The following is a 23,773-nucleotide window of genomic DNA, read 5'->3' as shown; positions in this document are numbered from 1 at the left end:
AAATCGATCATCAGGAAATTCGGACGATTCACCCATGAACGCTTCAGTACTTCCATCTACCTTCAACGGATACGTGCGCGAAGACGGTCGGGTCGGTACGCGCAACTACATCGGAGTGCTGGTGGTCGGCAACTGCGCGGCCACGGCGGCGCGTCAGGTGGCGGCGTGGTTCACACCGAAGCGGCTGGCCGCATATCCGAACGTGGACGGCGTCGTTCCGTTCGTCCATGAGCTCGGTTGCGGGATGGAAAAGAGCGGCGAGCCGATGGACCTGCTGCGACGCACGCTCGGCGGTTCTATCCGCAATCCGAACCTCGCCGGCGCGGTTGTCATGGCACTCGGTTGCGAGCGCAACAATATCTATGGATTTCTCGAACAGGAAGGTCTGGAGCCCGGTCCGATGCTGAAGACGATGGTGCTGCAGGAAGTCGGTGGCACGCGCGCGGCGATCGACGGCGGGATTGCCGCGGTCGAAGACATGCTCATCGCGGCCAACCGGTTCGTGCGCACGCGCGCATCGGTAGAACACCTCGTGGTCGGACTGCTCGCGCAGCCGGATCTCGATGCCTGCAATGTGCACGCGGCACTGGGCCATGCGGTTGATCGACTGGTTGCCGAAGGCGGTACGGCTATCGTGACGGATACGGCGCGGAACGCGCCCAGGCTCGCTGCGCGCAGCGGGTCAGGCGACGTGCGAAACGCGCTAGAGCAGCGGATCGACTGGTGGACGAGGTACACCGCGAATCGCGACACGCCGATTCCAGACATTGAGCCGGTGCGCGAAGCGCCATCGTCGCTCCCTCACAGCGGCTCTACGCCATTGCAGGCGGTCTTTTCCTATGGACAACCCGTCGCGACAAAGGGCCTCGTGCTGATGGATTGTCCCGGACATGAAGCAGCGGCGTCCTCTGGATTGGTTGCGTCGGGCGCGACGATGATTGGAATCGCGTCGCGAGGCGTGAGCATCTTTGGCGCCACCGGCGCCCCGACGCTCAAGCTTGCCGTCAGCGCCGCGCAGTTCGCTCGTTACAGCGACGACCTCGATATCGACGGAAGCGTCGTGGACGCGGGCTCTGTAAGCATCGAAGCACTGGGCGACGCGATTTTCAATCGCTGGCTGGCATGCGCGTCCGGCGACGCGACGCGCAGTGAGGAACTGGGGATCGGGGAGTGCGAGTTCGTACCGTGGTCGATCGGCGTGCTTGCATAACAGGAGATTCAGGAAAATGGCAGCAACGACAGTCGGACCCAAGGCGCTCAACATTACGTCGAACGTGGTGCCGTCGGCGAAAGTGCTGATCAATCCGTTCATTCGTCTCGATCCGAACGACAACGTGGTTGTCGCGCGCATCGACGTTCCGCCCGGCACGACGATTGCCGCCGAAGGCATTGTTACGTTGCAGCAGGTGCCGGCCGGACACAAGGTGGCGACGCGCGACATCCGGCGCGGCGGAGCAATCCTGAAGTACAACACGACGATCGGCTTCGCGAGCGAAGACGTCGCCGCGGGAACGTGGATGCACAGCCATAACATCAGCTTCGGCGAGCTCGTCAAGGACTACCGGTACGGCGAGGATTACGTGGCCACCGAGCTCCTGCCCGAAGCTGAGCGGGTCAGGTTCATGGGGTACGTGCGTGCGGACGGGCGCATCGCGACCCGGAATTACGTCGGCGTTTTCGCATTGAGTCATCGAGGTGCATCCGTCGCGCGAAAGATCGCGGCGTTCTTCGATACCGACGAAATGGCCGTCTTTCCCCGCGTCGACGGCGTCGCGCCTTTCGCGCACGAGCACGGCGCCGGAATGGAGCTGAGCGGCGAGCCGATGCGGCTGCTTCGCAGGACGATCGGTGGCTATGTCGCTCATCCGAACACCGCGGCCGCGCTGATCATCGCCGCGGACGGTGAGGACAACGGCGCCGATGCGCTGCTTGCGGATCAGCGACTTGCGGTGTGCGATCGGCTGCAGATCCTCGATATCGGCACGGCAGGCGGCACGCGCGCGGCAATTGCGCAAGGCATCGAGATCGTACGTGCGATGTTGCCGGTGGTGAATCGGGTCGAACGCGAACCGGTGTCCGTCGAGCACATCAAGGTCGGGTTGCAGTGTGGCGGATCGGATGGATTCTCGGGATTGTCGGCGAATCCGGCGCTGGGCGTTGCAATGGAAATCCTCATCCGAAACGGTGGAACGGCGATTCTCTCCGAGACGTCCGAGATCTACGGTGTCGAGCACACGCTCACCGCACGGGCACGCACGATCGAGGTGGGCAAGCGCCTCGTCGCGCGGATCGACTGGTGGCTCAGGTACAACGAGGGCCGGGACACGCAGATCAACGGGGAGGTTAGCCCGGGGAACAACACGGGTGGTCTCGCGAATGTGCTGGAAAAATCGCTCGGCGGTGCGAAAAAGGGCGGCAATGCGCCGTTGATCGAAGTGTATGAATACGGCGAGCAGGTGACGCAGCGCGGGCTCGTGTTCATGGACACGCCGGGCTACGATCCCGTGTCCGCGACCGGGCAGATCGCGGGCGGCGCGAATCTGATCTGCTTCACGACGGGACGGGGATCGTGTTTCGGGTCGGTCCCGGCGCCGACGATGAAGCTCGCCAGCAATACACCGATGTTCGTGCGCATGGAAGCCGACATGGACATCAACTGCGGCCCGGTGATAGACGGAGAAGCGAGCGTGGCGGAAATGGGCGCCGCAATCTTCGAGCAGATCGTGCGGCACGCGTCAGGCAAGCCGACGAAAAGCGAGGCACTCGGTGTCGGCGCCAATGAATTCGTGCCGTGGCCGCTCGGGATCACCGTTTGACGCATAGTGTGGTCATTTCATACCGAGCGATTGCAAGTGGCGGTCCGCTCGTGACGTGGAGCAACGGCCGCTTCTCGTGCGTGACGACGTTGCCTCCTTCCGTGGACCAGACGATAGCGCGGAGCTTGCACGATCGCATGGCACATTGCATCGATGCCGAAAGGTCACCTCATTGAAGCCACTGGACGCCCTAAGTGGCAGCTCGGCGGCTTGAAAGAGGGCGGTGCGTGGCGAGTTGGTCATCATCGCCTTGATCGGCTCGTATAAGCACCATTTCGTCATGAAAGTCAGCGGTGAGGATCAGTTCCATTCGATCTGCCAGCGTCGCTCCCATATCTATACCGTCACCAGAGCCCTTCAGAGGCATTCCGCGATGCGATCGACCGGATGTCTGCCGGCACGGCCAACGATGCCGACACGCGATTCCTAACGCGTTGAGCGGCACCCGCACGCGACCGACGCACTCTGGAAGCCGGTTCTTTCTCCGGCAGCGTGGCGTTTCGGTATGCGAAAGAGATTCGGCAGGAGCATACGGCGGCAAGGTGTACCGGATGAGCGGCGCCGGGGAGGCAGTCGGACGGGAAGCGATCTGTGCACCGTTGTGTCGCGCGACATCGAGTCCCGCATGCTGAGACTTCGGCGCCATGCTTCGCGGCGCCCCTTGTATCCATCTGCGAGCCGCGTCGCTACCATCCGTCGGACTCAAAACACGAAAGATGGAGACGACGGGTGAAACCTATTTCGCTGACAATTCTCGGCGCCGGGGCGGCATTGGCCGCGGCATTGCCGGCTGCCGCACATGCGCAAAGCAGCGTGCAACTCTACGGGATCGTCGACACGGCGGTGACCTACGTGAACAACGCTGGCGGTGGGGCAGCAACAGCGTTGAGCGCGGGGCCGCTGAAAGGAAACCGGTTCGGGCTGGTTGGCAAGGAGGACCTAGGCGGCGGCATGCGGGCGCTGTTTCGTCTCGAGAACGGGTTTTCTGCGGCCAACGGTTCGCTTGGTCAGGGCGGCTCGATGTTCGGCCGGCAGGCATATGTAGGCCTCGGCACCCGCTTCGGTACGATCACCGCCGGGCGCCAGTACGATTCCATCGTCGATTACGTCGGTGTGTTGAAGGCAGGGGGCGATACCGCGGGCGCGTATGCGAACCACCCCGGCGATCTCGACAACACGGGCAACAACTATCGCGTGAACAATGCGATCAAGTACGCGAGCCCGAGCATCGGCGGCTTGACATTCGGCGGCGTGTTCAGCACGGGCGGCGTAGCAGGCGATTTCCGTCGCAAGCGCATCTTTTCACTCGGCGCTGGCTACACGAACGGTCCGCTGCAACTCGGCGCCGCATACCTCAATGCGCAGGATCCGAATTTCTCGTTCTACGGCAACAACCCGTCTTCCAGCACGACCGGCAACAATATGACTGCATCGCCGATCTTTTCCGGTTATGCGTCTGCTGCGGCATTGCGCATACTCGGCGCCGCCGGCGCTTACACGCTCGGCGGGTGGACCGCGGGCGTCATCTACACGAACACCCGGTTGCGCGATCTCGGTGCCGAACCCGGCCTGAACACGCGCGGTTACGTCGGCAGCGCCGTGTTCAACACGTGGGAACTCAATCTGCGCAAGACGTGGAACACCACGACGATGTTCGGTACGTCCGTGCAGTACACGCGCGCAAGCCACGTCGCCGGAAACGCAAGTGGCGCGGGCTACCTGCAGGCGAACGCGGGTGTCGACTATTTCTTGTCGAAGCGCACGGACGTGTATCTCGTCGGCATCTGGCAGCACGCGACCGGCCACGATTCAACGGGCGGCAGTGCCGTTGCATCGATCTACGGGTTTACCGCCTCGAGGACGTCGAGCCAGGTGGCGGCAGCACTCGGGCTGCGCCACAGCTTCTGACGCGGTTCCAGATCCTGAGAATTTGCAGCAAGCGTTCGCTCGCACGTCGTATTCGTCACGAGCGGCAATGCCTACGATAAGCGAACAGTGTCCCGAACCGCGCGAGCGGATGGAGGATGCAAGCAACATGGATGGAGACTCGAAGTGACCCAACCCTACCGGAAGTACCGGACCACGATCCTTGCGATGCTGATGGCCGCAATGATCATCAACTATATCGATCGGGCGGCTTTGTCGATCGCGATGCCGTTCATCACGCGCGATTTTCATTTGACCGCCGGCGAGAAAGGGCTGATCTTCAGCGCGTTCTCAGTCGGCTATGCGCTGTTCAATTTCCTCGGCGGGTATTTTTCCGATCGTTTCGGTGGCAAGCGCGTGCTGGGCATCTCGATGACGTTCTGGTCGATCGCCTGCGGGCTGACTGCGACGGTATCCGGGTTCTGGTCGATGTTGCTGGTACGGATCGCGTTCGGCGCCGGCGAAGGACCGAACTCCGCCACGGCCAACAAGGTCGTCAATACCTGGTTCCCGATCAGCGAGCGCGCGAGCGCGGCCGGCGTCAATCAGGCAGGCGGCCCGATCGGTGGCGCGCTGGCGGGCCCGGTCATCGGCTTCATGGCGCTGTCGTTCGGCTGGCGGGCTGCGTTCATCGTGATGGCCGTGCTCGGCTTGACCTGGGCGTTCTGCTGGTATCGGCTCGTGACTGAAACGCCGGGGCAACACCCGAAGGTCGGGCCGGCCGAACTAGCCGACATTGATGCAGGGCAGGATCCGGTGACGGCGGCCGACGGTGCTCGCGTGTCGATCCTTGAAGTGATCTCGACGCGCGCCGTGTTGACCACTGGCATTTCGCTGTTCTGCTACAACTACATCCTGTTTTTCTTCATCACCTGGTTTCCGAGCTATCTGGTCGACGCAAAGGGCATCAGTCTGAAGGACATGAGTCTCGTCAGTTCGCTGCCGTGGGTGACCGGCGCGATCGGCTTCCTGTCGGGCGGTTTCCTGGTCGACGCGATCTTCCGGCGCACGGGCAAGCGGATGTTTTCGCGCAAGGTCGTGCTGGTGACGTCGCTGCTGATCGCCGCGGTCTGCATCGGGCTGACCGGCATGGTCAGCGAGGCGGCGACGGCCGTTGGCGTGATGACGGTGGCGATCGGTTTTCTGATGCTCGCGGCGCCCGCGTACTGGGCAATCATCCAGGACAGCGTGCCGCGTCACCAGGTCGGCACCGCGAGCGGCTTCATGCACGGCCTCGCGAACGTATCGGGGATCGTCGGGCCCGCAGCGACGGGCTTCCTGATCCAGGGTACCGGCAGCTATGTGAGTGCATTCGCGCTGGCCGGCGGGCTCGGTCTGATCGGTTCGCTGATTCTGGCCGTCTTCGTCGGACGACCAGGCGCGACGCCGGCGGCCTCGCTCGCCTGAGCACGTCTTCGATCACCGTCGCGTTCGGACGGCGAGCGTGATGGCACCGAACGCGCATGTCCTGTCTGGACATGCGCTTTTTTTCTGGAAGGAAGCCGGATGATTCCCGACACCATGAACCTCAGTGCGGGGATGCGCGCCTTTATCGACACCGCATCGTCGTTTGCCAGCGAGCGCGACGACTGGCCATCACGCCGGGCAGCGTTCGCGCGGCAATGTGCGCATTTCACGCCACCGGCGCCGGATGGCGTGACGGCCGTCGATCGCACGCTCGGCGGCGTGCGTACGCGCTGCATCCTACCGCACGGCCCGGCGCCAGTGAATGGCTGGCCTGTGCTCGTGTTCTTTCACGGGGGAGGCTGGACTGCTGGCGACCATACGACGCACGACTGGTTTGCATACGCATTGCTGGCCCGCATCGATGTTGCGGTGCTGATGATTGACTACCGTCTCGCGCCTGATGCGTGCTTTCCTGCGCCGATCGTGGACGGTCTCACGGTGTGGGACGCGATGTCGTCGGCGGGGTTGCCGTTGGACCCCACGCGGCGAGCCGTGGGCGGTGACAGCGCGGGCGGCACGCTCGCCGCCGCACTGTGCATTGCGCTGAAACGGCGCGGTGCAGCGCAGCCGGCCGCGCAACTGCTGCTGTATCCGGTGCTGAGCGCGCGTACTGAATTCGGATCGATTCGCGAGAACGCGCACGCACCGATGCTTACCGCGCGCGGGCTTGCCGATTCGATCGCGCTGTATGTGCCACGCGAGGTCGACCGGTCGGACGCGCTTGCGATGCCGCTCGAAGGTGACGGCGGCGCACTGGCCCCCGCGCTCGTCGCGGTCGCACAATATGACCCGCTGCGCGACCAGGGGCTCACGTATGCGCAACGATTGGCGGCGGCCGGCGGCGAGTCAGTCGCATGGCACGGCGACGGGCTGGTGCACGCGTGCCTGCGCGCACCGTGGTTGCCCGAAGTCGATGCGATGTATGCGCGCAGTGCGGCGTTTCTGCTCGAACGCGGACTGGCGGTGGCGCGCGGTTGCGTGGACGAACGCGCGCGGTAGACGGAGGGAAACTCGGGAAGAAGAACAGGCAGAAGAACAGGCGCCGGCTCAGTAAGCCGGCGCTTCCACGCAACGATGCACGCGCGTGCGAGGCTCAGGCTCAGCGTGCGCGCAGGAAGCGCGTGACGACGTCTTCGTCGGGAGAGAGCCCGATGCCGGGCGCGTCACCGACCTCGAAGCGGTGGCCATCGCGGATCGGCGAAAGGTCGATCAACTGGGCCGCCGGCTCGACGTACAGATACTCGAGCTGCATCATTTCGGGGAACGCGGTCGCGAGATGCAGTGTCGTGAGAAAGCCAGGGCCGAAGTACGGGCTGTGCGGCAGCACGCCGAGTCCGGAATCGCGTGCGAGCCCAACAATATCGAGAAATTCGGTTACGCCGCCGACCTTGCTGACGCTCGGCTGCAGATAGTCGACGGCGCCTGCTTCGATCGCGTGCCGGAACTGGACGGACGTACACCAGTTTTCGCCGGCCGCGATCGGCACGTGTCGGCCGCGCAGTTGCGCGAGCCGCGCAAAATCCTCGGGCGGGAACACCGGCTCCTCGAGCCATTCGATCCCGCCGAGTTCCCGCAGCCGCGCGAGATTGGCGAGTGCGGTCTCATCGTCCCATGCGCAATTCACGTCGACCGAGACGGTCGCGCGCCCGTCGATCGCCGCATGGCACGCCTCGATCACCGGCATCGCGATCTCGTGCAGCTTGACGTTGCGAAAGCCGTCGTCGAGCGCACGCCGGCACATCGCTGCGGCCGCATCCGCGTGTCCGTAGCGCACGAGGCTTGCATAAGTAGTTAGCGACGCCGGCGTCGTGCCGCCCAGCAAGCGGTAGAGCGGCATGCGCGCGCATTTCGCCGCGAGATCCCACAGCGCCATGTCGACGCCGGAGATCGCGAACATCGTGATCCCGTAGCGGCCGAAGATGTGCAGTTGCTGCTGCGTTTGCCGCGTCCAGTCGGCCACCGACTCGATCGTCGCGCCCTCCGCGAGCGGCTTCACGCGCGTTTCGACGACGCTGCGCGTCGCATCGGCGACGAAGTATCCGAATGCCTCGCCCCAGCCGACGTTGCCGTCGGTATCCTCGACGCGGATCAGCACAGTTTCGAGCGTCTTCCACGCCGACGGCGTGATGCCGAACCCGCTGCCGCCATCTTCGAACGGAATCTCGACGACGCGCGCTTCGACCGACCGAATCTTCATACCGGCCTCCGGACGATCAGCGATTGTGGAACGTAAGGCCCGCCGACGAATTCCGGCCCACTGTCGGCAGGCATGCGATCTCGCGGCACGAAGGTTTCGGCGAGATGCGCGCTGGCATCGTCCTGCGGCAGGTAGCCGAGCGCGATCGCGCGCGCGTTGGCAAAAAAGGGTGCGGGACAACGCGATACGCCATATACGATGTCGTGCGTGATGGCATCGTGCTCGAGCCCGATCCGGATCAACTGCGCAAGGTCGCGTCCGCTGACCCAGATATGCTGACGGCGTCCGTCGGCAACTTCGACATCGGCATTGCCGATCCGGATCGACAGTGCCTTGATGCCGTGTCGATGTGCGTAGAGCGCGCATGCCGCTTCCCCGAACACCTTGCTCAATGCGTAGAAACCGTCTGGCGCGATCGGCGCGTCGTCGCCGGCGAAGCCGTCGATCCGATGATGCCCGACCACGTGGTGGCTGCTAGCGAAGACGAAGCGCGCGATGCCGAACTCACGACAAGCATCCAGCAAAAGGAGCTGGGCACGATAGTTCGCATCCAGCGTCGCCTCGAAGTCGATGTCCAGACCGTAGCTGCAAGCGAGGTGCAGGATGCCGTCGACGCCTTCAGCGGCTTCGTGCACAAGGGCGGGATCGGCGATGTCGCCGGTCAGCGCCGTCTCGTTGGCGCAAAGATCGGTCGGTTCGCGCATATCGAGTAGCTTCAGCCGGTAGTGGTCGCGCAAGTAGGGGCGCACCCGCGTGGCGACGCCACCGGCTGCGCCGGTCACAAGGAGGGTTTTCATCTGAGCGTGTCTCACATCATCATTCGAATAGGCGCCGGTCACGCGTGGGCGTGACCGGCGGGAAAGGGCTCCGCCCTTTCTGCATTCATCGAGTGTAGTCGCAGGCGACCCACTCGAAATACGTCTTCAGTTCCGCGATCAACGCCTGGTGCGCGGGATGCGGCAGGTAGCGCCCGACGGCAGCCGCATTGTCGAACGTCGCCTCGAGCAGGTAATCCCAGCAGATCGGCCGGTCCAGTTCGTTAGCCGACACCCGCCACGCGCGGATGAAGTAGATTTCGCGGTCGAGGCCACGCATGCGCTCGACCAGCGCAGCTTCGCGCGCCGGGTCCGCGGCAACGTGCGGCAGACGTCGGAACATCACGACATGCTGCATCATGACGGCAGCCCTCCACGATATGCGTCGATCGCCCAGCCCGGCGGGTCCTGCAGCGCGACTGGGCGCAGGAAGCGTGCCACGGCAGCGTAGCCGACAGACGTCGATTGCGGGTTCGTCGACGCGGGCCACGGGCCGCCGTGCTGCTGCGCGTCGCATACGGCGACGCCCGTGGGCACCCCGCCGAATAGCACACGGCCGCCGATGCGTGCGGCTGCCGCTGCAAGCGCGCGGTTCTCAGGCGTGTCGTCGGTCGCACCCCACAGCGTGACAGTGAGCGAGCCGCCGATCGCCTCCAGGACCCGCAGCACGTCGGCGTTGTCGTGCACGCGGACGACGAGTGCGGCCGGTCCGAACATTTCCTCCTGCAACGCGGGCTGCGCGACGAATTGTTCTGCAGTCGTCTCGTAGAGGCGTGGCGCAGGTATCGCATCATCAGCATCGGCTGGTGCGAGCCGGGTGTGCACACCCGGCTGGGCGGCGATCGCGCTCGACGCGTGCTCGAAGCCGGCGCGCATGCCCGGCGTCAACATCCGGTGCGGCGCTTGTTTTGCGAGTGCGTCTGCCAGCGCGACGACGAAGTGCTCGCCGTCTTCGTCGTCGCGCACAAGCAGCAGCCCCGGGCTCGTGCAGAACTGGCCGCTGCCGAGCGTGATCGATGCGGCGAGCGTTGCGGCTGGCGCGTCGACGCCATCGGCGAGCGCGGCGGGTTGCACGACGAGCGGGTTGATCGAACCGAGTTCGCCATAGAACGGCACCGGACGCGGGCGCGCATTCGCTGCGCGCCATAGCGCGACACCGCCTTGATACGAACCGGTGAACGCGACGGCGGCGATCGCCGGATGCGATACGAGTGCAGTGCCCGCGTCACGCGGCACTTGGTCGACAAACGCGATTACACCGGCCGGCAGGGCCTGTTCGAGCAGCACGTCGGCGGCAAGCGCATGCACGCGCCGCGACAGCTCCGGATGGCCCGCATGAGGTTTCACGATGACGACACAGCCGGCCGCGAGTGCGGACGCCGTATCGCCGCCGAACACGGAGAACGCGAACGGAAAATTGCTGGCGGAAAACATCGCGACCGGCCCGAGCGGCTCCTGCACCCGCGTCAGCCGCGGACGGCCGACAGGCGGCGTGCCGGGTACGGCTACATCATTGATCGTCTCGAACGGCACACCGGCGTCAACCCGCTCGGCAAAGCCGCGCAACTGAAAGGCCGTGCGCGCGAGTTCACCGTTCAGCCGCGCATGGCCAAGATGCGTTTCGTCGTGGGCAAGCGAGACGAGTTCGGCCGCATGCCGCTCGAGCGCGTCGGCGAGGCCGCGCAGGAGCGCGCTGCGTACATTCGCGGGGGCGGTGGCATACACGGGCTGAGCCTCGCGAGCGAGCGCGACGGCGCGCTCGATCGCGGGATTGGCGATGGGATCAACGACCGCGTTCATGCTTGCGGCTCCAGATGATAGCCGCGACCTGCGTAGTCGAATTCGACGATCTCGTTGATCGCGACCGTCTTGTCCGCCGGCGCTGCATAATACGCGCGGATTTCCTTGATCCGGCAGGATTCAGGCTCGAAGACGTACCACTCATCGCCGCGCAGCGCTGTGCCGAGCTTCGTCTTCCAGTGCGTCCATTCGATGACCGCTTCGTGAGAATCGTGCGAAACGAGGATCTTCTCGATTGTCCAGCGCGAGCCCAGCTCGGCGACGCACCATTGCCACTTGCGCGCGATGGTATCCGCGCCGCGCCACGGAATATCGGGCAATCCCGCCGGGAAGTAATGGATAGCATCGGGCGTGAAGCACGACACGAGTTTGTCGTAATCGGCTTCGTTGCAAGCGTCGAAGTAACGGCGAATCAGTGCTGCGTATCGGGTGGGATCGAATGCTGCCATCGAATGGCCTCCTCCTGGAATGGTGCGGCGGCGACACTGCACGCCGCACGTGGAATCACGCACCGAGTGTAGGAGTGAGGTGTCCTACCGTCACCGATTAGAATTGGGAGCAGAGTCCGCGAGTTCCAGCATCTGGAACGAGGTGGGTTCGGCCGCCGGCTCCCATTCGAGCGAGGCGTGGGCTTCGAGTGTGGCACCGGGCACCAGCACACGCGTGCCGGTGTCGCGGACACCGGCCGCGGCGAGGTTGAAGCCGTTTGCGACGTGGCTGACCGGTTCCACACATAGGTACGGTGCGCCGCGCGGTACATACGCGACGACGTGCGTCAGTGGCTCGCCGGCACGTAGCCGGACACGTCCGCGCGACCGTTCGACGACCGCTTCGCCTCGCCAGTCGCTCGCATAGACGACGCAGTCGCCATCGAGCCAGTCCTGTGCGTCGAGTGTGATGGAGGGCGGGGTGATTATCGAAGTGCCCGTCGGCATGAAGCGCGAATCCAGCATCCAGCGGCGCCAGGCGTCGAAGCGGATCACGGCGCCGGCTTCAGCCGCCAGGAACGGATGCCAGCCGAGCCCGGCCGGCATGGGGCGTTCGCCTGCGTTGCGCACCGACATGCGCACGTGAAGCGTACGTCGTTCGAGCCGGAAACCGAGTTGCGCGTCGAAAGGCCAGGGCCAGTGCTCGCCTTCGTAGTGCAGCGCCAGTTCGACGGTGTCCGCGGCACGGACGACGAGACGCCACGGAAGCGCGTGTGCAATCCCGTGCAACGTGTTCGGCAGATCGAGTGGATGCGGAGGCAGCGCGTGGACTTCGTCGCCGAATGCGAGCTGCGCGCCTGCGATCCGGTTCGAATACGGAATCAGCGGATACGCGCCGGCTTTCGGCCATCCGTGCGGGGGTGCATTCCATGCGTCGAGCGGAACGACGAGATCGGTATTGCTATCGACGGCGACGAGGCGGGTAACGCGTGCACCGAGGTGCGGCGCAATGTCGGCACGAAGCCGATCATTCACGATGGTGAGGCAGGAGGGTGAAGTCATCGTTGAACCGGAAGGAGATCATGAAGCCGATGGACATCAGCCATCGATTTTCAGTCGGAGCAGGTGCCCCGACAGAGGCGCACTGGCCAGCGATTCGATCGGCTGGTGATTACGGTCGCTGGTGATGTAAATCGATGCGCCGGCAGCGTTGCGGACGAACGCGAGGCCGGTCGGCGCCGCCACCGGCAGGCTGACGATCCGGTCCAATGCGCCGTCGTCGGTGAAGCGCATGAGGCTCCAGCCGTCCTTCAGTGCGACCCAGATGCCGGCGCGATCGTCGAGCGCGATGCCGGACAGCCGTCCGGAGCCGGGTGGCATGGATGTGAACCGACGCACGGTCGCGACGCCACGCTGCAGCAGATAGACCGTGCCGGAAGCGGAGGCGGTCGCGTACGCCGTTGCGCCATCCGCAGACCACGCCAGTGCATCGATCGTCTCGTTGAACTGCCAGCGTGCGTCGAAGCGTTCCGCATCGTTGATGAAACCGAGATGGCCGCCGCCATCGCGTTGCAGCCAGCCCCACACCAGGCCAGCCGGGTCGGCAGCCAGCAATGTCACTGCCGGGTCGCACCAGACGCTCGGCCGGTCATGCGCGATGGGCTCATGTCGGCCGTCGAGCAATAGATGGCGGTCGGCCTGCACCACCAGCAGTCCTTGCGGATGGGCCTGCATGCCGGCAATCGGTGCGTCGAGATGCGCGACGATCCGATCCGTCGTTCCGTCGAATGCATGGACGGCGGGCGCGAGCGTGTCGGCCCAATAGAGCAGCCCGCGCGCGGCGAGGTACACGGGATGTGCGCCGTGGAATGCCCAGGTGCGGCTAGCTGCCTCAACCTCCTGGGGTTCGGCGGCTGCGCGTGCCGGGAGCAACTGGCTGCCGACGCGACGTGCCGCTTCCGCCAGTTCGGGACCTAGGAGTTCCAGGCGAGCGACGGACATCCGGTAAGCGGGCCCTGCGACACTCAGCGCGCCGCGAACGTGGCCCTCGGTATCGACGATTGGCGCCGCGACACAGCGCACGCCCAGCACGATCTCTTCGTCGTCGAACGCGAAGCCGCGCGTCGCGGTGATGCGCAACTCGTTTTGCAGCTGGCGACGGTCGGTGATCGTGCGCGGGGTGAGGGGCGCGAGCGTAATGCTGCGAAGCAGTGCATCGCGCTCGTCTCGACCCATGCGTGACAGGATTGCCTTGCCCTGACCCGTGCAATAAACGGGTTTGCTGCGGCCCAGGGCGGCTGCCGAGCGTTGAGAATGCGCACCGTCGCAACGTTCGAGTGAGATCACCTCGTTGCCGTCGAGCGCGGCCAGATAGGTCGTCTCCCCGGTGAGATCGCGCAGCGCGCGCAGTTCCGGTGTCGCCGCGGCAACGAGGTCCGGCATCAGGTACGCGTTGCGCACGAGTTCCAGATAGCGGAACCCGAGGCGGTAAACGCGATGGCTGGCCTCGCGGCGCAACAGTCCGTGCTCGATCAACGTCGCGAGAATGCGATACAGCGTCGTCTTCGGAAGCCCCGCCTTTTCCAGCAGTTCGGCGTTCGTCATTCCGCGCGGCGCTGCCCCTACCAGTTCGAGCACCGTCAGCGCCTTACCGAGGGATGCGGTTCCGTCTCCAATACCCATATTTCCACCTTCTGGGATTCGTCTGCCTGATTGGCAGATCGGCATAGTTCATGTCCCAGACTTTATCAGTAGCATGAACTCCGTACCGGCCATGGTGCTGGCCGAGTTCCATTATCTGGAACTCGTTCATCTCTTCGTTTCAGCATGGGGACACAACGTGACCATTCATTCGTATTCCGAGGGACTCGATCGGGAGATCGACCGCACCGCTCACGTGAGCGACGAAACGCTTGCGCGCCTGGCGAAGGTCAGCAGCGGATCGTTGACAACGCAGTTGTTCAAACGCGGTTTTCGCCAACCGGCGTTGGTCGGATTGCGCGCGCTGAACCACGAGGTCAAGCCGTTCGCCGGTCGTGCGTACACCATGCGGTTCATTCCGGCGCGAGAGGACATCGACACCTACGGCACGATGACGACACGGCCGAACGCGGACAACCTGCAATGGCAAGGCATCGAACAGGTGCGCGATGGCGACGTGCTGGTCATCGACAGCCGCGACGATCCGCGCGCGGCGTCCGCCGGCAACATCCTTGTCACGCGTCTGCTGGCGCGCGGTGCGCGCGCGATTGTCACCGACGGTGCGTTACGCGACGGATCGGAGATTGCCGCGATGCCGTTGCCCGCCTATGCGCGTGAGGTGACCGCGACGACGCGAATTTCGTATCACCATGTCGCTGATCTTCAAGTGCCGATCGGCTGTGCGGGCGTGGCCGTCTATCCTGGCGATGTGATCGTCGGTGACCGCGACGGCGTCACGGTGGTGCCCGCGCATCTGGCGGAGGAACTGGCTGAAATCTGCGAGAAGCAGGACGACATCGAGGCATATCTTGCCTTGCGCATCGCGGCCGGTGAACCGCTGTGGGGCGTCTATCCGCCGAGCGCGCAAGCTTATGCCGATTACGAGGCTTGGGTGGCGCGCGGGCGCGGCAGCGTGCTGCGTTGAATCATTGATCAGAGGAGTGTCGCCTCTTCACGGACTGCTGTGGACTGGAAATTCAGCAAACGCCAGTCGCCGCCGCCAAGGCGCCACACCTCGGTTACGTAGCTGTACGTGCAAAACTCGCGCGGCGGATCCGTTTTCAGTTGCGCGCGCATGCGCAGAAACAGCCCGATGCACGCCATGTCGCTGCCTTCCGCGACATGGACAACGCGCGTTTGAATGTCCTGCACGTGCAGCGTCTGCGTCAAGAAATCGATCAGTTCGGCTTTTCGCTGTACGAGACCAGTGGAATGAACATAGATCAGATCGTCGTCCAGCAGGTCGTCGATACCGGCGAGGTCGCCGTCAACTAGCCGACGGATGCGCTCGCCGTGCCGCGCGAGCGTGGCATGACGCAGTGCCACGTCCCCGTTCACGCGGCCTCCGCGTCGAATGCCGACAAGCCACGGTTCCAGGCGGTCATAAGGTCGGCGACGAGCACGGGCGCGTCACCGCTCCCGAATACGTAGAAGTCCGGCCGCACGAGCACTGCGGTAGTGCCCAACTGATCGAACCAGCGTGCGTAGGTGCCGTCGATGTCGCGGGCTGCCTCGGATCCACCGATGCCGATCGCCGTTGCGCCGATGCGGGCGAGAAACTGGCACTGCTCGGCGGTGAGCGTATTCGTCGGATCATGCCCGTGCCCGATCAGTACGAAGCCCGAGCCGATCAGGTCGTCGAGGCGGGCCGTCCGGTCGCCAAGATGCACGCGTCCTTGCACACTGAGCCATCCAGAGCACGGGTCGTCTTCGCGCAGGAGTGGCGAGCTGCCGAGGCGCGGCGCCGGCCACTTCTGTTCGCTGCGTCCGGCGTCGTTGCGCAGTTGCTGGTCGCGCTCTTCCGCTTTGGCCGGGTCCAGCACGCAGATGATCTTGCCGAGCATCACGGCGAACTCGATGAGCGCAGTGGCATGCACCTGCCGTTCCGGTCCATAGCAGTCGAGCAGCGTCTCGTTGGCTTCGCCGCGCAACACGGCGTCGAGCCGCCACGCGAGCGCAATCACGTCGCGCAGGCCCGCGCAGAGGCCCTGAGCGGCGAAGGGCGGTGTAAGATGGGCGGCGTCGCCGGCAATCATCAGTCGCCCGCGCCGCCACCGGTCGGCCACGGCGGCGCGGAACGTGTAGACCGCATGGCGTTCGAGAATCGCGTTGGCGGGCGTCCAGCCCCACCGTTCCAGCCGGACCCATGCGGCCTGCGGGTTGTTCTGCTCGTTCTTGTGTTCGCCCTCGAGCATCATGAATTCGAAGCGACGGCGTCCCGGGCCGCCGGGCACCATCGTCGTCGGGCCCTGCGGGTCGCAGACCTGGATGACGTCCGCGCTCCATTGCGATGGGTCGCGCGGCTGCACGTCGACCACGAGCCAGTCAGCAACGAAGCCCAGGTCCACGAGCGCCGCGCCCATTGTGCCCCGTACGAAGCTTCCGGCGCCGTCGCATCCCACCACATAGCGCGCGGCGATGAGGCGGGGCTCGCCGTCGATATCTCCGGTAGGCCGCGTTTCGAGCACCACCTTATCGGGGTGCTCGGTGGCGGCCACCACCGTGAGGTTGCGGTGCACCGTGACGCGATCCGCGTGGACACCGCCAATGCGATCGTCGAGCAGACGTTCGAGCGCGGGCTGGCTGAATCCGAATTGTCTTGGCCAGCCGGACTCAGCTATTTCGTCGAGACCTGGAAAGGCGACCAGCAATTCGCCGTTGCCGTTGCGCCATTCGTAGACGTGGCTCAGGCACGTGCTGGCTTCGAATTCGTCGATGATCCCGAGCGACTGCAGAATGCGCATCGCCTCGTGATCGAGCCCAACCGCTCTAGGCAGACCATACAACTGCGGCCAGCGTTCTATCACGACGATGCGGTGTCCGCCGAGCGCAAGCTTCAAGGCGAGCGCCTGGCCAACCGGCCCGTAACCTACGATCGCTACATCGGCGAGGTTTTCCGACGTGCCGTCGTCCTGGTTGTGCGATACGGATGTCACTTCGTGTCTCCAATGGAATGTCGTGAATTCGGTGAGAGCCCCGTCCTTGTCCCGGCTCAGGGCCGCGTGCTGACGGGATGTTCTTCGATATCCGCCAATAGTGTCGGTTCGCGGACGCCGAACGCCACGATGGCGGTGCCCATGGCAATCGCGATCAAAGCGACGACGGGAATCACCGCAATGCCCATTGCGTGGGCTAGTGCGCCGGTGACGGCGGGCGCCATTGCCCCGCCCACAATTTCGCCGACGCCCACCACAAGACCCGTGGCGGAAGCCGCAAGGCGGGGGGGAACGGCCGCGCTAGTGAGCGGGCCCACCGTGATTGCGATGGCGCCGGAATTCATGAATGCGATGACGAACAAGGCGGAGAACAGCTTGATCGGCTCGGCGCCGATCGTCCGAAACATCCAGAGCGCTACGAGTTCCGCCAGTAGTGCCGCGATCAGAAGCGGCTTGCGCCCGAACCGGTCGGACAACGCGGGAATGACCACCATCCCGATTAGGCTGCCCGCGCCTTGGCCCGTGAGCACCATACCCATTTGGTCCAGGTTTAGCCGAAGGTAGTCAGTGAGGTAACTTGGCATGAACGTGGAAAGCGGGATCACGCAGGTGAGATAGCAGAGCATGGTCGCCGTATTTACGCGCACGGCGCCGTTCGTAGCGACGGTTCGCCACTCGTGCGCGTCGTCGCGCGGCGTACCCGCAATACGAGCAGGATCGCGCAGCACGCGAGCCATGACGGCCGCAAGCAGCAAGCCGGGCACGGCGACCGCGGCGAACACGTAATGCCAGCTTGGCAGCACCTTGAGCAGGCTGATCGCAATGATCGGGCCCAGGCCCAGACCGACGAGCGGTTGAGCCATCTGTTGCAGCCCGATGTTGAGACCGACGCGCGACGGCTTCGAAGCGTTCACGGTCGCTACGATGCTGGCCGGTACGTAAGCACCTTCTGCCAGACCCATGACCGACCGAATGACGAGCAGGCTAGCAAGACCTGTTGCAAGCCCGGTCGTCGCCGCGAGCAACGAGAAGGCGGCCATCGCGGCGATCAACACCCGGCTTGGACCCAGGCGGTCCGCGAGCCGTCCGCTGACGATTGACGCCGCGCCCCACGTAAGCGCCAGCGCGGCCGAGATAACGCCGAGGTCCTGGTAGCTCAGCCCGAGTTCCTTCTGCATCACCGGGAACAGCGGATTGATGATGAAGCGGTCGAGTCCGACCATGCCGAGTCCCAACGCAAGCAGGCAAACGGCCTTGAACTCGGATGCCCGGTGGTGGACCGGAGTTGTGTGAGGTTGCATCTCGTTGTCTCCTTTTGTTTGTGAGCGGTTTGCTGCGGCAAAGTCCGCCCCTGCCGCGTCGTGCGCAGCATCTGTATCTTGATCGGGGATAGTTCGCAGGCAGGTCCGCGCCGTCAGCGAGGCGGACTAATGCCTCCCGCGCTTACGTCTCGCCGCGATTGCTGCGCGGTTTGCGGCCGGGGCCGCGTTTGGCCGTGCGCGCGGTTGCGTCGTCGTTGAACACGGCCTTCAGGATGATGCCGGTAGTTTCCCAAAAATGCCCGGCGAGCAATTGGACCGCACGCTCGGCGTCGCGCGCCATGGCGGCTTCCATCAACTCGCGATGCTCGGTCGCGGCGTCGCGGTTCTTCTCCGTCGTGTACTGCTCGGCCAGATTCCGATAGCGCTCCGACTGGTCGTACAGCAGTCGGCACAGCCGCAGCATCCACGGCGACGCGCATCCCGCGATGAGCGCCTCATGGAACTGGCGATGCGCTGCCGCCCACGCGTCGTGCAGCTCGGGGGAGCTGGGCGGCGGCGTACGTTGCAGCCGGTGAAATGCCGACAGCACGGTGGACTCCCAGTCGATGCCGCCGTGCTCGAGCGCGAGCCGCAGCGCGCTGCATTCCACTTCGACGCGCGTTTGCGTTAGGTCGGTGAGGTCTTCCCGGGACACAGGCGTGACGCAAAAGCCGCGCTGGTCTTCGGAATCCACGAGGCCGTCTGTGACAAGGCGCGACAGCGCTTCCCGTATGGCCGTAGCGCCGATGCCGTACCGCTCGCAGAGAGCCTGGATTCGCAGCCGTTCTGCGGGACGCAGCTGTCCGGCAAGGATGTCGCCGCGGAGGCGCTCGACTGCGAGCGAAGTCAGGCTTTTTGCGCCGGGCGAGGTGAGGGTCGTATCCATGAATGCAAGCGTTCTTACGTGTAGGGAGCTTGCCACGATTCTCTCTTTCGTCATCGACGTTCGTCAAGATTATGGAATTCCCTATATTTTATCGATTTTATTGAGGTTAATCTTTGATCGTTGTGTTTGTGGATTTATTGTGCGGCGATACGGCAGCTGAGCTGCAACGACTGACGCAAAACTAGGAGACGCGTTCGTGATGACTGTGCAAGACATTGCCTTCGTGCGGTATCAGGTCACCGACCTCGATCGCATGGAGAACTTTTTGCTCGACTTCGGTCTGCACCGAGCGGCCCGCAGCGAGCATGCGTTGTACATGCGTGCCGCCGCCACTGCACATCATGTGCATGTGAGCGAACTCGGTCCCGATAACGCTACCGTAGGCTTCGGCCTGCATGCGGCCGAAGCAGCGGACCTCGACCGGCTGGCCGCGCATCACGGCGTCCAGGTGGAAGACAACCCGGAGCCGGGCGGCGGGCGCCGCGCGCGCTTGCGCGACCCGGACGGCTTTGTCGTGGACGTGCTGCACGGGGCCGCGCGGCACGCACCGTTGCCGTTGCGCGACCCGATCGCCATGAACTGCAGCGGCGCGCGGCGGCGTTTGGGCACGCCAGTGCGCCTGCAGCCGCGTCCGAGTGCCGTAATGCGGCTGGGCCACGTCGCGCTCCAGGTGCGCAATTTCCCCGCCATGCTGGCGTTTTATCGCGACGTTCTCGGCTTTCGCGCTTCGGACACCTACTGGGTCGGCAGCGAGCAGAACACCATTGCCGCATTCCTGCATTGCGGTCTGGGTGCGCAGTGGACGGACCACCACACGATTGCGCTGATTTCTGCGCAGGACGGCCGTGCGCGCTTCGACCACACCGCGTTCGAAGTACTGGACATCGACGACGTCATGCTGGGCGGCGAGTACCTGAGGGCGCGCGGCTACCAGCATTCGTGGGGTGTGGGCCGCCACGTGCAGGGCAGCCAGATCTTCGACTACTGGCGCGACCCGTTCGGCAACAAGATCGAGCACTGGACCGACGGCGATCTGGTGAACGACAGCACGCCGGTGGGGCACACCCAATTGTCAGAGGACGAACTGCGCCAATGGGCGCCGCCGCTTGCGCCCGAATTTTTTGCCTGAGCCCATTTCTCTTCTTATGTGTAGGAGCACTTTGTATGAAACTTGCCCGTTACACCCATGATGGTGTGACCACCATCGGCGCCGTCGACGGCGATCGAGTCGTCGCGTTGACGACGCTGGATCCTTCCGCACCCGCTTCGATCCGTGAAGTTCTGGCCGCCGGGCCTGCATTCGTCAGCCGTCTCGAGCAAACGCTTCGCGACGTGAAAGACGGCGTGCCGCTGGCGCGCGTCAGGCTCGAGGCCCCCATTCCGGATGCCCAGAAATACCTGGCCATCGGCATGAACTATCAGGACCATGCCGACGAAGCGGCGCGCGCCGGCATCACCATTCCGCCCCATCAGTTGTGGTTCAACAAACAAGTCAGCTGCATCACCGGCCCGTTCGATCCGGTCGTGAAACCGCGCGTGACGGACAAGATGGACTACGAGGCCGAAATGGGCGTGGTGATCGGCAAGCGTTGCCGCTACGTCAGTGTGGAGGAAGCGCCGTCCGTGGTGGGCGGCTACTTCGTTGCGAACGATGTGACCGCACGCGACTGGCAGTTCAAGAGTCCCACATTCACGCTCGGCAAATCGTTCGACACGCACGGGCCAATCGGCCCGTGGATTACCACGGCCAACGACATAGCCGATCCGCATGCGCTTCAGATGAAGCTGTGGGTCAACGGCGAGCTGCGCCAGAGCGCGAGCACGGGCGGAATGATCTACAGCATCTGGGAACAGATTCACGAGCTTTCGCAAGTGATGACGCTCGAGCCGGGCGACCTGATCGCGACCGGCACTTGCGCGAATGTCGGCATTGCGCTCGGCAAGTTCCTCCAGCTAGGTGACGTGATCAAGGTCGAGATCGAGGGCCTTGGTCACATCGAGAACACCATCGCGGTCGAGCACGCGTGAGCGTCGCGACGAGTGTCGTTTACTGGAGACAGGAGGTCCATCCCCATGGTGTATGAAGTCAATCTGCTAGTAGGTGGAAAGGATATGCAGGCGTCGTCCGGCATGTCGTTCGAACGGCGCAACCCGCTCTCGGACGCAGTGGTGTCGGTTGCTGCAGCGGGCACTGCGAGTGACGCCAAGGCAGCGGTCGACGCCGCCGCCGCGGCGTTTCCCGTGTGGTCGGCGCTCGGCCCGAGTGAGCGGCGGGCACGGCTGAATGCGGCAGCGGATGCGCTGGAGGCGAAGGCGCAGCAGTTCGCCGCGGCCATGTGCGCCGAGACCGGCGCCACCGCCGCGTGGGCGGGATTCAACGTGCAGGTCGCTGCGGCCACGCTGCGCGAAGCCGCATCGCTTACGACCCAAGTGAGCGGCGAGACGATTCCTTCCGACGTGCCCGGCTGCCTTGCGCTGGCCGTCCGACAGCCCGCCGGCGTTGTCCTCGGCATGGCGCCCTGGAATGCGCCCGTGATTCTCGGGGTGCGTGCCGTGGCTGTGCCGCTGGCGTGCGGCAATACCGTCGTGCTCAAGGGCTCGGAGCTGTGTCCTTACACGCACAGCCTGATTGCCGAAAGCTTCCTCGATGCTGGCTTGCCGGCGGGCGCTGTGAACTTTGTCACGCATGCGGCCACGGATGCTGCCGCGGTGGTGGAAGCCATGATCGCGCACCCCGCGCTGCGGCGAGTCAACTTCACCGGCTCGACGCGGGTGGGGCGCATCGTTGCATCCACCTGCGCGCGGTACCTGAAGCCTGCCGTGCTGGAGCTGGGCGGCAAGGCGCCGCTGGTGGTGCTCGACGACGCCGATCTCGATGCTGCGGTGAACGCCGCTGCCTTCGGCGCCTTCGCAAACTCGGGGCAAATTTGCATGTCGACAGAACGCATCATCGTGGATGCCACGATTGCCGACGACTTCGTGCAGCGTCTCGCGACCAAGGTCCGCTCGCTTCCCATGGGTGACCCGCGTGGAGATGCACCCGTCGTGCTGGGGGCCGTGGTCGACATCGCCACCGTGGAGCGTTGCAACGCGTTGATCGACGACGCGCTCGCGAAAGGCGCAACGCTGCTGTGCGGCAGCAAGGCATCGAACACGGTGATGCCTGCCACCTTGCTCGACCATGTGACGCCTGCGATGAAAGTTTACCGTGAGGAATCGTTCGGCCCCGTGAAGCCCATCGTGCGCGTCAATGGCGTGGAAGAGGCGATCGCCTGCGCCAACGACAACGAGTATGGCCTTTCTGCGGCGGTATTCGGCTGCGACGTAAGCCGCGTCCTTGACGTCGCGCGGCGCATCGACTCCGGCATCTGTCATGTCAACGGGCCTACGGTGCACGACGAGCCGCAGATGCCGTTTGGAGGCGTCAAGGGAAGCGGGCTGGGCCGCTTCGGCGGTCGTGCCGGCGTACATGAATTCACCGAATTGCGTTGGTTGACGGTGCAGACAGCACCGCGCCACTACCCGTTCTAAACCTGTCAACCCAACAAGGAACATTCGATCATGACCGTCGAATTCAAACCGGGCGTGCGCTACCGCATGCCTGCCGTGTTCGGTCCCGCGCCGGGGCCGCGCCAAAAAGCCGATGGGACGCTGTGGACGCCCGGGGAAGCCGGCACCATGAATGCCTCATGGATGACAGTCAAATACCGCACTCACCGCGAGCAACTGGAGCGTATCCTGCCGCCGGGCTTTGAGTTACAAGGCGAGGCCGAGGTTCACGCGTCGCTCGCGTTCTTCAGCAACCTGTACTGGCTGGCGGGGCGCGGCTATGGGATCGTGATGATTGAGATTCCTGCCACTTACCACGGCAAGGCAGAAACCATCAACGGCGCGTTCTGTCCGGTGCTTTGGGAAGGCGTACCCGATGCAATCATGACTGGGCGTGAGGAGCTCGGTTTCCCCAAGCTGTTCGCGGACATTCCTGCCCTCGAAATTGACCATTCGCTCGGCACAGCTGGCGGATCGGCCTCGTGGTTCGACTTCAAGTTCTTCGAGATCGCGCTTCACGGCCTGGTTGAAGTGCACGAAGAGCCTAAGTTGCCCGGGCCGGGCGGGGCGGCGCTCTTCTACAAGTACATGCCGCGCACGGGTAGCTTCGGTCGTGGCGGCTGCGATGTCGCCTACGCTACTACCTCTCAGCCCGAGCCCGGCGCCGCGGGCGATACGTCACCGATCAAGTTCGGCGGCGCGGAGTTCAGGACATGGAAAGCGTCGGGCGGATCAGTGAACTGGTATCGGGCGACGTTCGAGCAATTGCCCACCACATTCCACGTCGTCAACGGAGTTGCCGACCTCGACATACTCGAATATCTGGGTGCCGAAATGGTGCAGTTTTCCGCACCTGGGCTGGCTGTGTCCGCGAATGTGATTCGCCCGCTGCTACCGCGGGATTAGTTAAAAAAACGATCGATATGAGCGCGGGCAGGAAGAATGGCCCGCC

General features: G+C 64.4%; 21 protein-coding genes. 10 read left to right on the top strand and 11 right to left on the bottom strand.

The features are described 5' to 3' along the window. The first annotated feature begins 34 nt into the window (after nucleotides 1–34). The 5 genes from HWX14_RS16240 (at nucleotide 35) to HWX14_RS16220 (ending at nucleotide 7,208) form a co-directional block, all read left to right on the top strand. Nucleotides 35–1,210, top strand: a complete 1,176-nt coding sequence (locus tag HWX14_RS16240) for a UxaA family hydrolase (RefSeq protein WP_170297409.1) — start codon at nucleotides 35–37, stop codon at nucleotides 1,208–1,210. A 64-nt stretch (nucleotides 1,211–1,274) separates the two neighbouring features. Further along, complete coding sequence (locus HWX14_RS16235; RefSeq protein WP_244130239.1) at nucleotides 1,275–2,816, top strand: altronate dehydratase family protein; 1,542 nt, start codon at nucleotides 1,275–1,277, stop codon at nucleotides 2,814–2,816. A gap of 738 nt (nucleotides 2,817–3,554) precedes the next feature. Then, nucleotides 3,555–4,724, top strand: a complete 1,170-nt coding sequence (locus tag HWX14_RS16230; protein ID WP_151062716.1) for a porin — start codon at nucleotides 3,555–3,557, stop codon at nucleotides 4,722–4,724. Between the two features lie 144 nt (nucleotides 4,725–4,868). Further along, the gene (locus HWX14_RS16225) at nucleotides 4,869–6,149 is read left to right on the top strand and encodes an MFS transporter (protein WP_244130238.1); all 1,281 of its coding nucleotides are present in this window, start codon (nucleotides 4,869–4,871) and stop codon (nucleotides 6,147–6,149) included. Nucleotides 6,150–6,248: 99 nt separating this feature from the next. Then, nucleotides 6,249–7,208 (top strand): alpha/beta hydrolase, encoded by a 960-nt coding sequence (locus HWX14_RS16220; protein ID WP_151062684.1) that lies wholly within the window; start codon nucleotides 6,249–6,251, stop codon nucleotides 7,206–7,208. A 100-nt stretch (nucleotides 7,209–7,308) separates the two neighbouring features. Here the strand turns inward: HWX14_RS16220 and HWX14_RS16215 are convergent, their stop codons facing one another. The 7 genes from HWX14_RS16215 to HWX14_RS16185 form a co-directional block, all read right to left on the bottom strand. Then, the gene (locus HWX14_RS16215; protein WP_151062685.1) at nucleotides 7,309–8,406 is read right to left on the bottom strand and encodes a mandelate racemase/muconate lactonizing enzyme family protein; all 1,098 of its coding nucleotides are present in this window, start codon (nucleotides 8,404–8,406) and stop codon (nucleotides 7,309–7,311) included. Continuing rightward, nucleotides 8,403–9,203 carry an NAD(P)-dependent oxidoreductase gene (locus tag HWX14_RS16210; protein WP_151062686.1) on the bottom strand — a complete coding sequence of 267 codons (801 nt, stop codon included), beginning with the start codon at nucleotides 9,201–9,203 and terminating at the stop codon, nucleotides 8,403–8,405. Before HWX14_RS16210 ends, HWX14_RS16215 begins: the two co-directional genes overlap by 4 nt. An 85-nt stretch (nucleotides 9,204–9,288) precedes the next feature. Further along, a complete protein-coding gene (locus HWX14_RS16205; protein WP_151062687.1) occupies nucleotides 9,289–9,582 on the bottom strand; it encodes a Dabb family protein in 294 nt (97 codons plus the stop codon). Next, nucleotides 9,579–11,021: an aldehyde dehydrogenase (NADP(+)) gene (locus HWX14_RS16200; protein WP_151062688.1), complete on the bottom strand. Its 1,443-nt coding sequence runs from the start codon at nucleotides 11,019–11,021 to the stop codon at nucleotides 9,579–9,581. The genes HWX14_RS16205 and HWX14_RS16200 overlap by 4 nt, the downstream gene beginning before the upstream one ends. Further along, the gene (locus HWX14_RS16195) at nucleotides 11,018–11,470 is read right to left on the bottom strand and encodes a nuclear transport factor 2 family protein (RefSeq protein ID WP_151062689.1); all 453 of its coding nucleotides are present in this window, start codon (nucleotides 11,468–11,470) and stop codon (nucleotides 11,018–11,020) included. The genes HWX14_RS16200 and HWX14_RS16195 overlap by 4 nt, the downstream gene beginning before the upstream one ends. Before the next feature lie 90 nt (nucleotides 11,471–11,560). Continuing rightward, nucleotides 11,561–12,511 carry an aldose 1-epimerase gene (locus HWX14_RS16190; RefSeq protein WP_151062690.1) on the bottom strand — a complete coding sequence of 317 codons (951 nt, stop codon included), beginning with the start codon at nucleotides 12,509–12,511 and terminating at the stop codon, nucleotides 11,561–11,563. A gap of 36 nt (nucleotides 12,512–12,547) precedes the next feature. Continuing rightward, nucleotides 12,548–14,131 (bottom strand): IclR family transcriptional regulator C-terminal domain-containing protein, encoded by a 1,584-nt coding sequence (locus tag HWX14_RS16185; RefSeq protein ID WP_151062691.1) that lies wholly within the window; start codon nucleotides 14,129–14,131, stop codon nucleotides 12,548–12,550. A gap of 73 nt (nucleotides 14,132–14,204) precedes the next feature. On the opposite strand from HWX14_RS16185, the gene HWX14_RS16180 reads away from it, so the two are divergent. After that, entirely contained in the window at nucleotides 14,205–15,074 is an 870-nt protein-coding gene (locus HWX14_RS16180) for a ribonuclease activity regulator RraA (protein WP_233629274.1), read from the top strand. Between the two features lie 8 nt (nucleotides 15,075–15,082). Here HWX14_RS16180 and HWX14_RS16175 read toward each other — a convergent pair whose 3' ends face one another. From HWX14_RS16175 to HWX14_RS16160, 4 genes are all read right to left on the bottom strand, one after another. Continuing rightward, nucleotides 15,083–15,487: a DUF4440 domain-containing protein gene (locus HWX14_RS16175; RefSeq protein ID WP_151062692.1), complete on the bottom strand. Its 405-nt coding sequence runs from the start codon at nucleotides 15,485–15,487 to the stop codon at nucleotides 15,083–15,085. Then, entirely contained in the window at nucleotides 15,484–17,085 is a 1,602-nt protein-coding gene (locus HWX14_RS16170) for a bifunctional 3-(3-hydroxy-phenyl)propionate/3-hydroxycinnamic acid hydroxylase (RefSeq protein WP_151062693.1), read from the bottom strand. The genes HWX14_RS16175 and HWX14_RS16170 overlap by 4 nt, the downstream gene beginning before the upstream one ends. A 56-nt stretch (nucleotides 17,086–17,141) precedes the next feature. Continuing rightward, nucleotides 17,142–18,386, bottom strand: coding sequence for an MFS transporter (locus HWX14_RS16165; RefSeq protein WP_151062694.1), 1,245 nt, complete (start codon nucleotides 18,384–18,386; stop codon nucleotides 17,142–17,144). Between the two features lie 142 nt (nucleotides 18,387–18,528). Then, nucleotides 18,529–19,272, bottom strand: coding sequence for an FCD domain-containing protein (locus tag HWX14_RS16160; protein WP_151062695.1), 744 nt, complete (start codon nucleotides 19,270–19,272; stop codon nucleotides 18,529–18,531). A 199-nt stretch (nucleotides 19,273–19,471) separates the two neighbouring features. Between HWX14_RS16160 and HWX14_RS16155 the strand changes: the two genes are divergently transcribed. Genes HWX14_RS16155 through HWX14_RS16140 form a run of 4 tightly spaced genes read left to right on the top strand, consistent with a single transcriptional unit; the run spans nucleotide 19,472 to nucleotide 23,727 of the window. After that, on the top strand, nucleotides 19,472–20,401 hold the full coding sequence (locus tag HWX14_RS16155; RefSeq protein ID WP_151062696.1) for a VOC family protein: 930 nt from the start codon (nucleotides 19,472–19,474) through the stop codon (nucleotides 20,399–20,401). Nucleotides 20,402–20,436: 35 nt separating this feature from the next. Beyond that, a complete protein-coding gene (locus HWX14_RS16150) occupies nucleotides 20,437–21,300 on the top strand; it encodes a fumarylacetoacetate hydrolase family protein (protein WP_151062697.1) in 864 nt (287 codons plus the stop codon). Between the two features lie 45 nt (nucleotides 21,301–21,345). Further along, nucleotides 21,346–22,803 carry an aldehyde dehydrogenase gene (locus tag HWX14_RS16145; RefSeq protein ID WP_151062698.1) on the top strand — a complete coding sequence of 486 codons (1,458 nt, stop codon included), beginning with the start codon at nucleotides 21,346–21,348 and terminating at the stop codon, nucleotides 22,801–22,803. Nucleotides 22,804–22,833: 30 nt separating this feature from the next. Further along, nucleotides 22,834–23,727 carry an acetoacetate decarboxylase family protein gene (locus tag HWX14_RS16140; RefSeq protein ID WP_151062699.1) on the top strand — a complete coding sequence of 298 codons (894 nt, stop codon included), beginning with the start codon at nucleotides 22,834–22,836 and terminating at the stop codon, nucleotides 23,725–23,727. Nucleotides 23,728–23,773: the final 46 nt, after the last annotated feature.

Origin of the sequence: Burkholderia sp. BCC0044 (genome assembly GCF_902832955.1) — a bacterium.
In the GTDB taxonomy this organism is placed as follows: Bacteria; Pseudomonadota; Gammaproteobacteria; order Burkholderiales; family Burkholderiaceae; genus Burkholderia.
This window is presented reverse-complemented; position numbering and strand designations above follow the sequence as displayed.

Excerpts from the sequence above, each read along its gene's own strand:
- HWX14_RS16160 (WP_151062695.1), bottom strand. The coding sequence starts at position 19,272 with ATGGATACGACCCTCACCTCGCCCGGCGCAAAAAGCCTGACTTCGCTC.
- HWX14_RS16180 (WP_233629274.1), top strand. The coding sequence starts at position 14,205 with ATGAACTCCGTACCGGCCATGGTGCTGGCCGAGTTCCATTATCTGGAA.
- HWX14_RS16200 (WP_151062688.1), bottom strand. The coding sequence starts at position 11,021 with ATGAACGCGGTCGTTGATCCCATCGCCAATCCCGCGATCGAGCGCGCC.
- HWX14_RS16155 (WP_151062696.1), top strand. The coding sequence starts at position 19,472 with ATGACTGTGCAAGACATTGCCTTCGTGCGGTATCAGGTCACCGACCTC.
- HWX14_RS16205 (WP_151062687.1), bottom strand. The coding sequence starts at position 9,582 with ATGATGCAGCATGTCGTGATGTTCCGACGTCTGCCGCACGTTGCCGCG.
- HWX14_RS16190 (WP_151062690.1), bottom strand. The coding sequence starts at position 12,511 with ATGACTTCACCCTCCTGCCTCACCATCGTGAATGATCGGCTTCGTGCC.
- HWX14_RS16240 (WP_170297409.1), top strand. The coding sequence starts at position 35 with ATGAACGCTTCAGTACTTCCATCTACCTTCAACGGATACGTGCGCGAA.
- HWX14_RS16145 (WP_151062698.1), top strand. The coding sequence starts at position 21,346 with ATGGTGTATGAAGTCAATCTGCTAGTAGGTGGAAAGGATATGCAGGCG.
- HWX14_RS16195 (WP_151062689.1), bottom strand. The coding sequence starts at position 11,470 with ATGGCAGCATTCGATCCCACCCGATACGCAGCACTGATTCGCCGTTAC.
- HWX14_RS16220 (WP_151062684.1), top strand. The coding sequence starts at position 6,249 with ATGATTCCCGACACCATGAACCTCAGTGCGGGGATGCGCGCCTTTATC.
- HWX14_RS16215 (WP_151062685.1), bottom strand. The coding sequence starts at position 8,406 with ATGAAGATTCGGTCGGTCGAAGCGCGCGTCGTCGAGATTCCGTTCGAA.
- HWX14_RS16165 (WP_151062694.1), bottom strand. The coding sequence starts at position 18,386 with ATGCAACCTCACACAACTCCGGTCCACCACCGGGCATCCGAGTTCAAG.
- HWX14_RS16140 (WP_151062699.1), top strand. The coding sequence starts at position 22,834 with ATGACCGTCGAATTCAAACCGGGCGTGCGCTACCGCATGCCTGCCGTG.
- HWX14_RS16210 (WP_151062686.1), bottom strand. The coding sequence starts at position 9,203 with ATGAAAACCCTCCTTGTGACCGGCGCAGCCGGTGGCGTCGCCACGCGG.
- HWX14_RS16185 (WP_151062691.1), bottom strand. The coding sequence starts at position 14,131 with ATGGGTATTGGAGACGGAACCGCATCCCTCGGTAAGGCGCTGACGGTG.
- HWX14_RS16150 (WP_151062697.1), top strand. The coding sequence starts at position 20,437 with ATGAAACTTGCCCGTTACACCCATGATGGTGTGACCACCATCGGCGCC.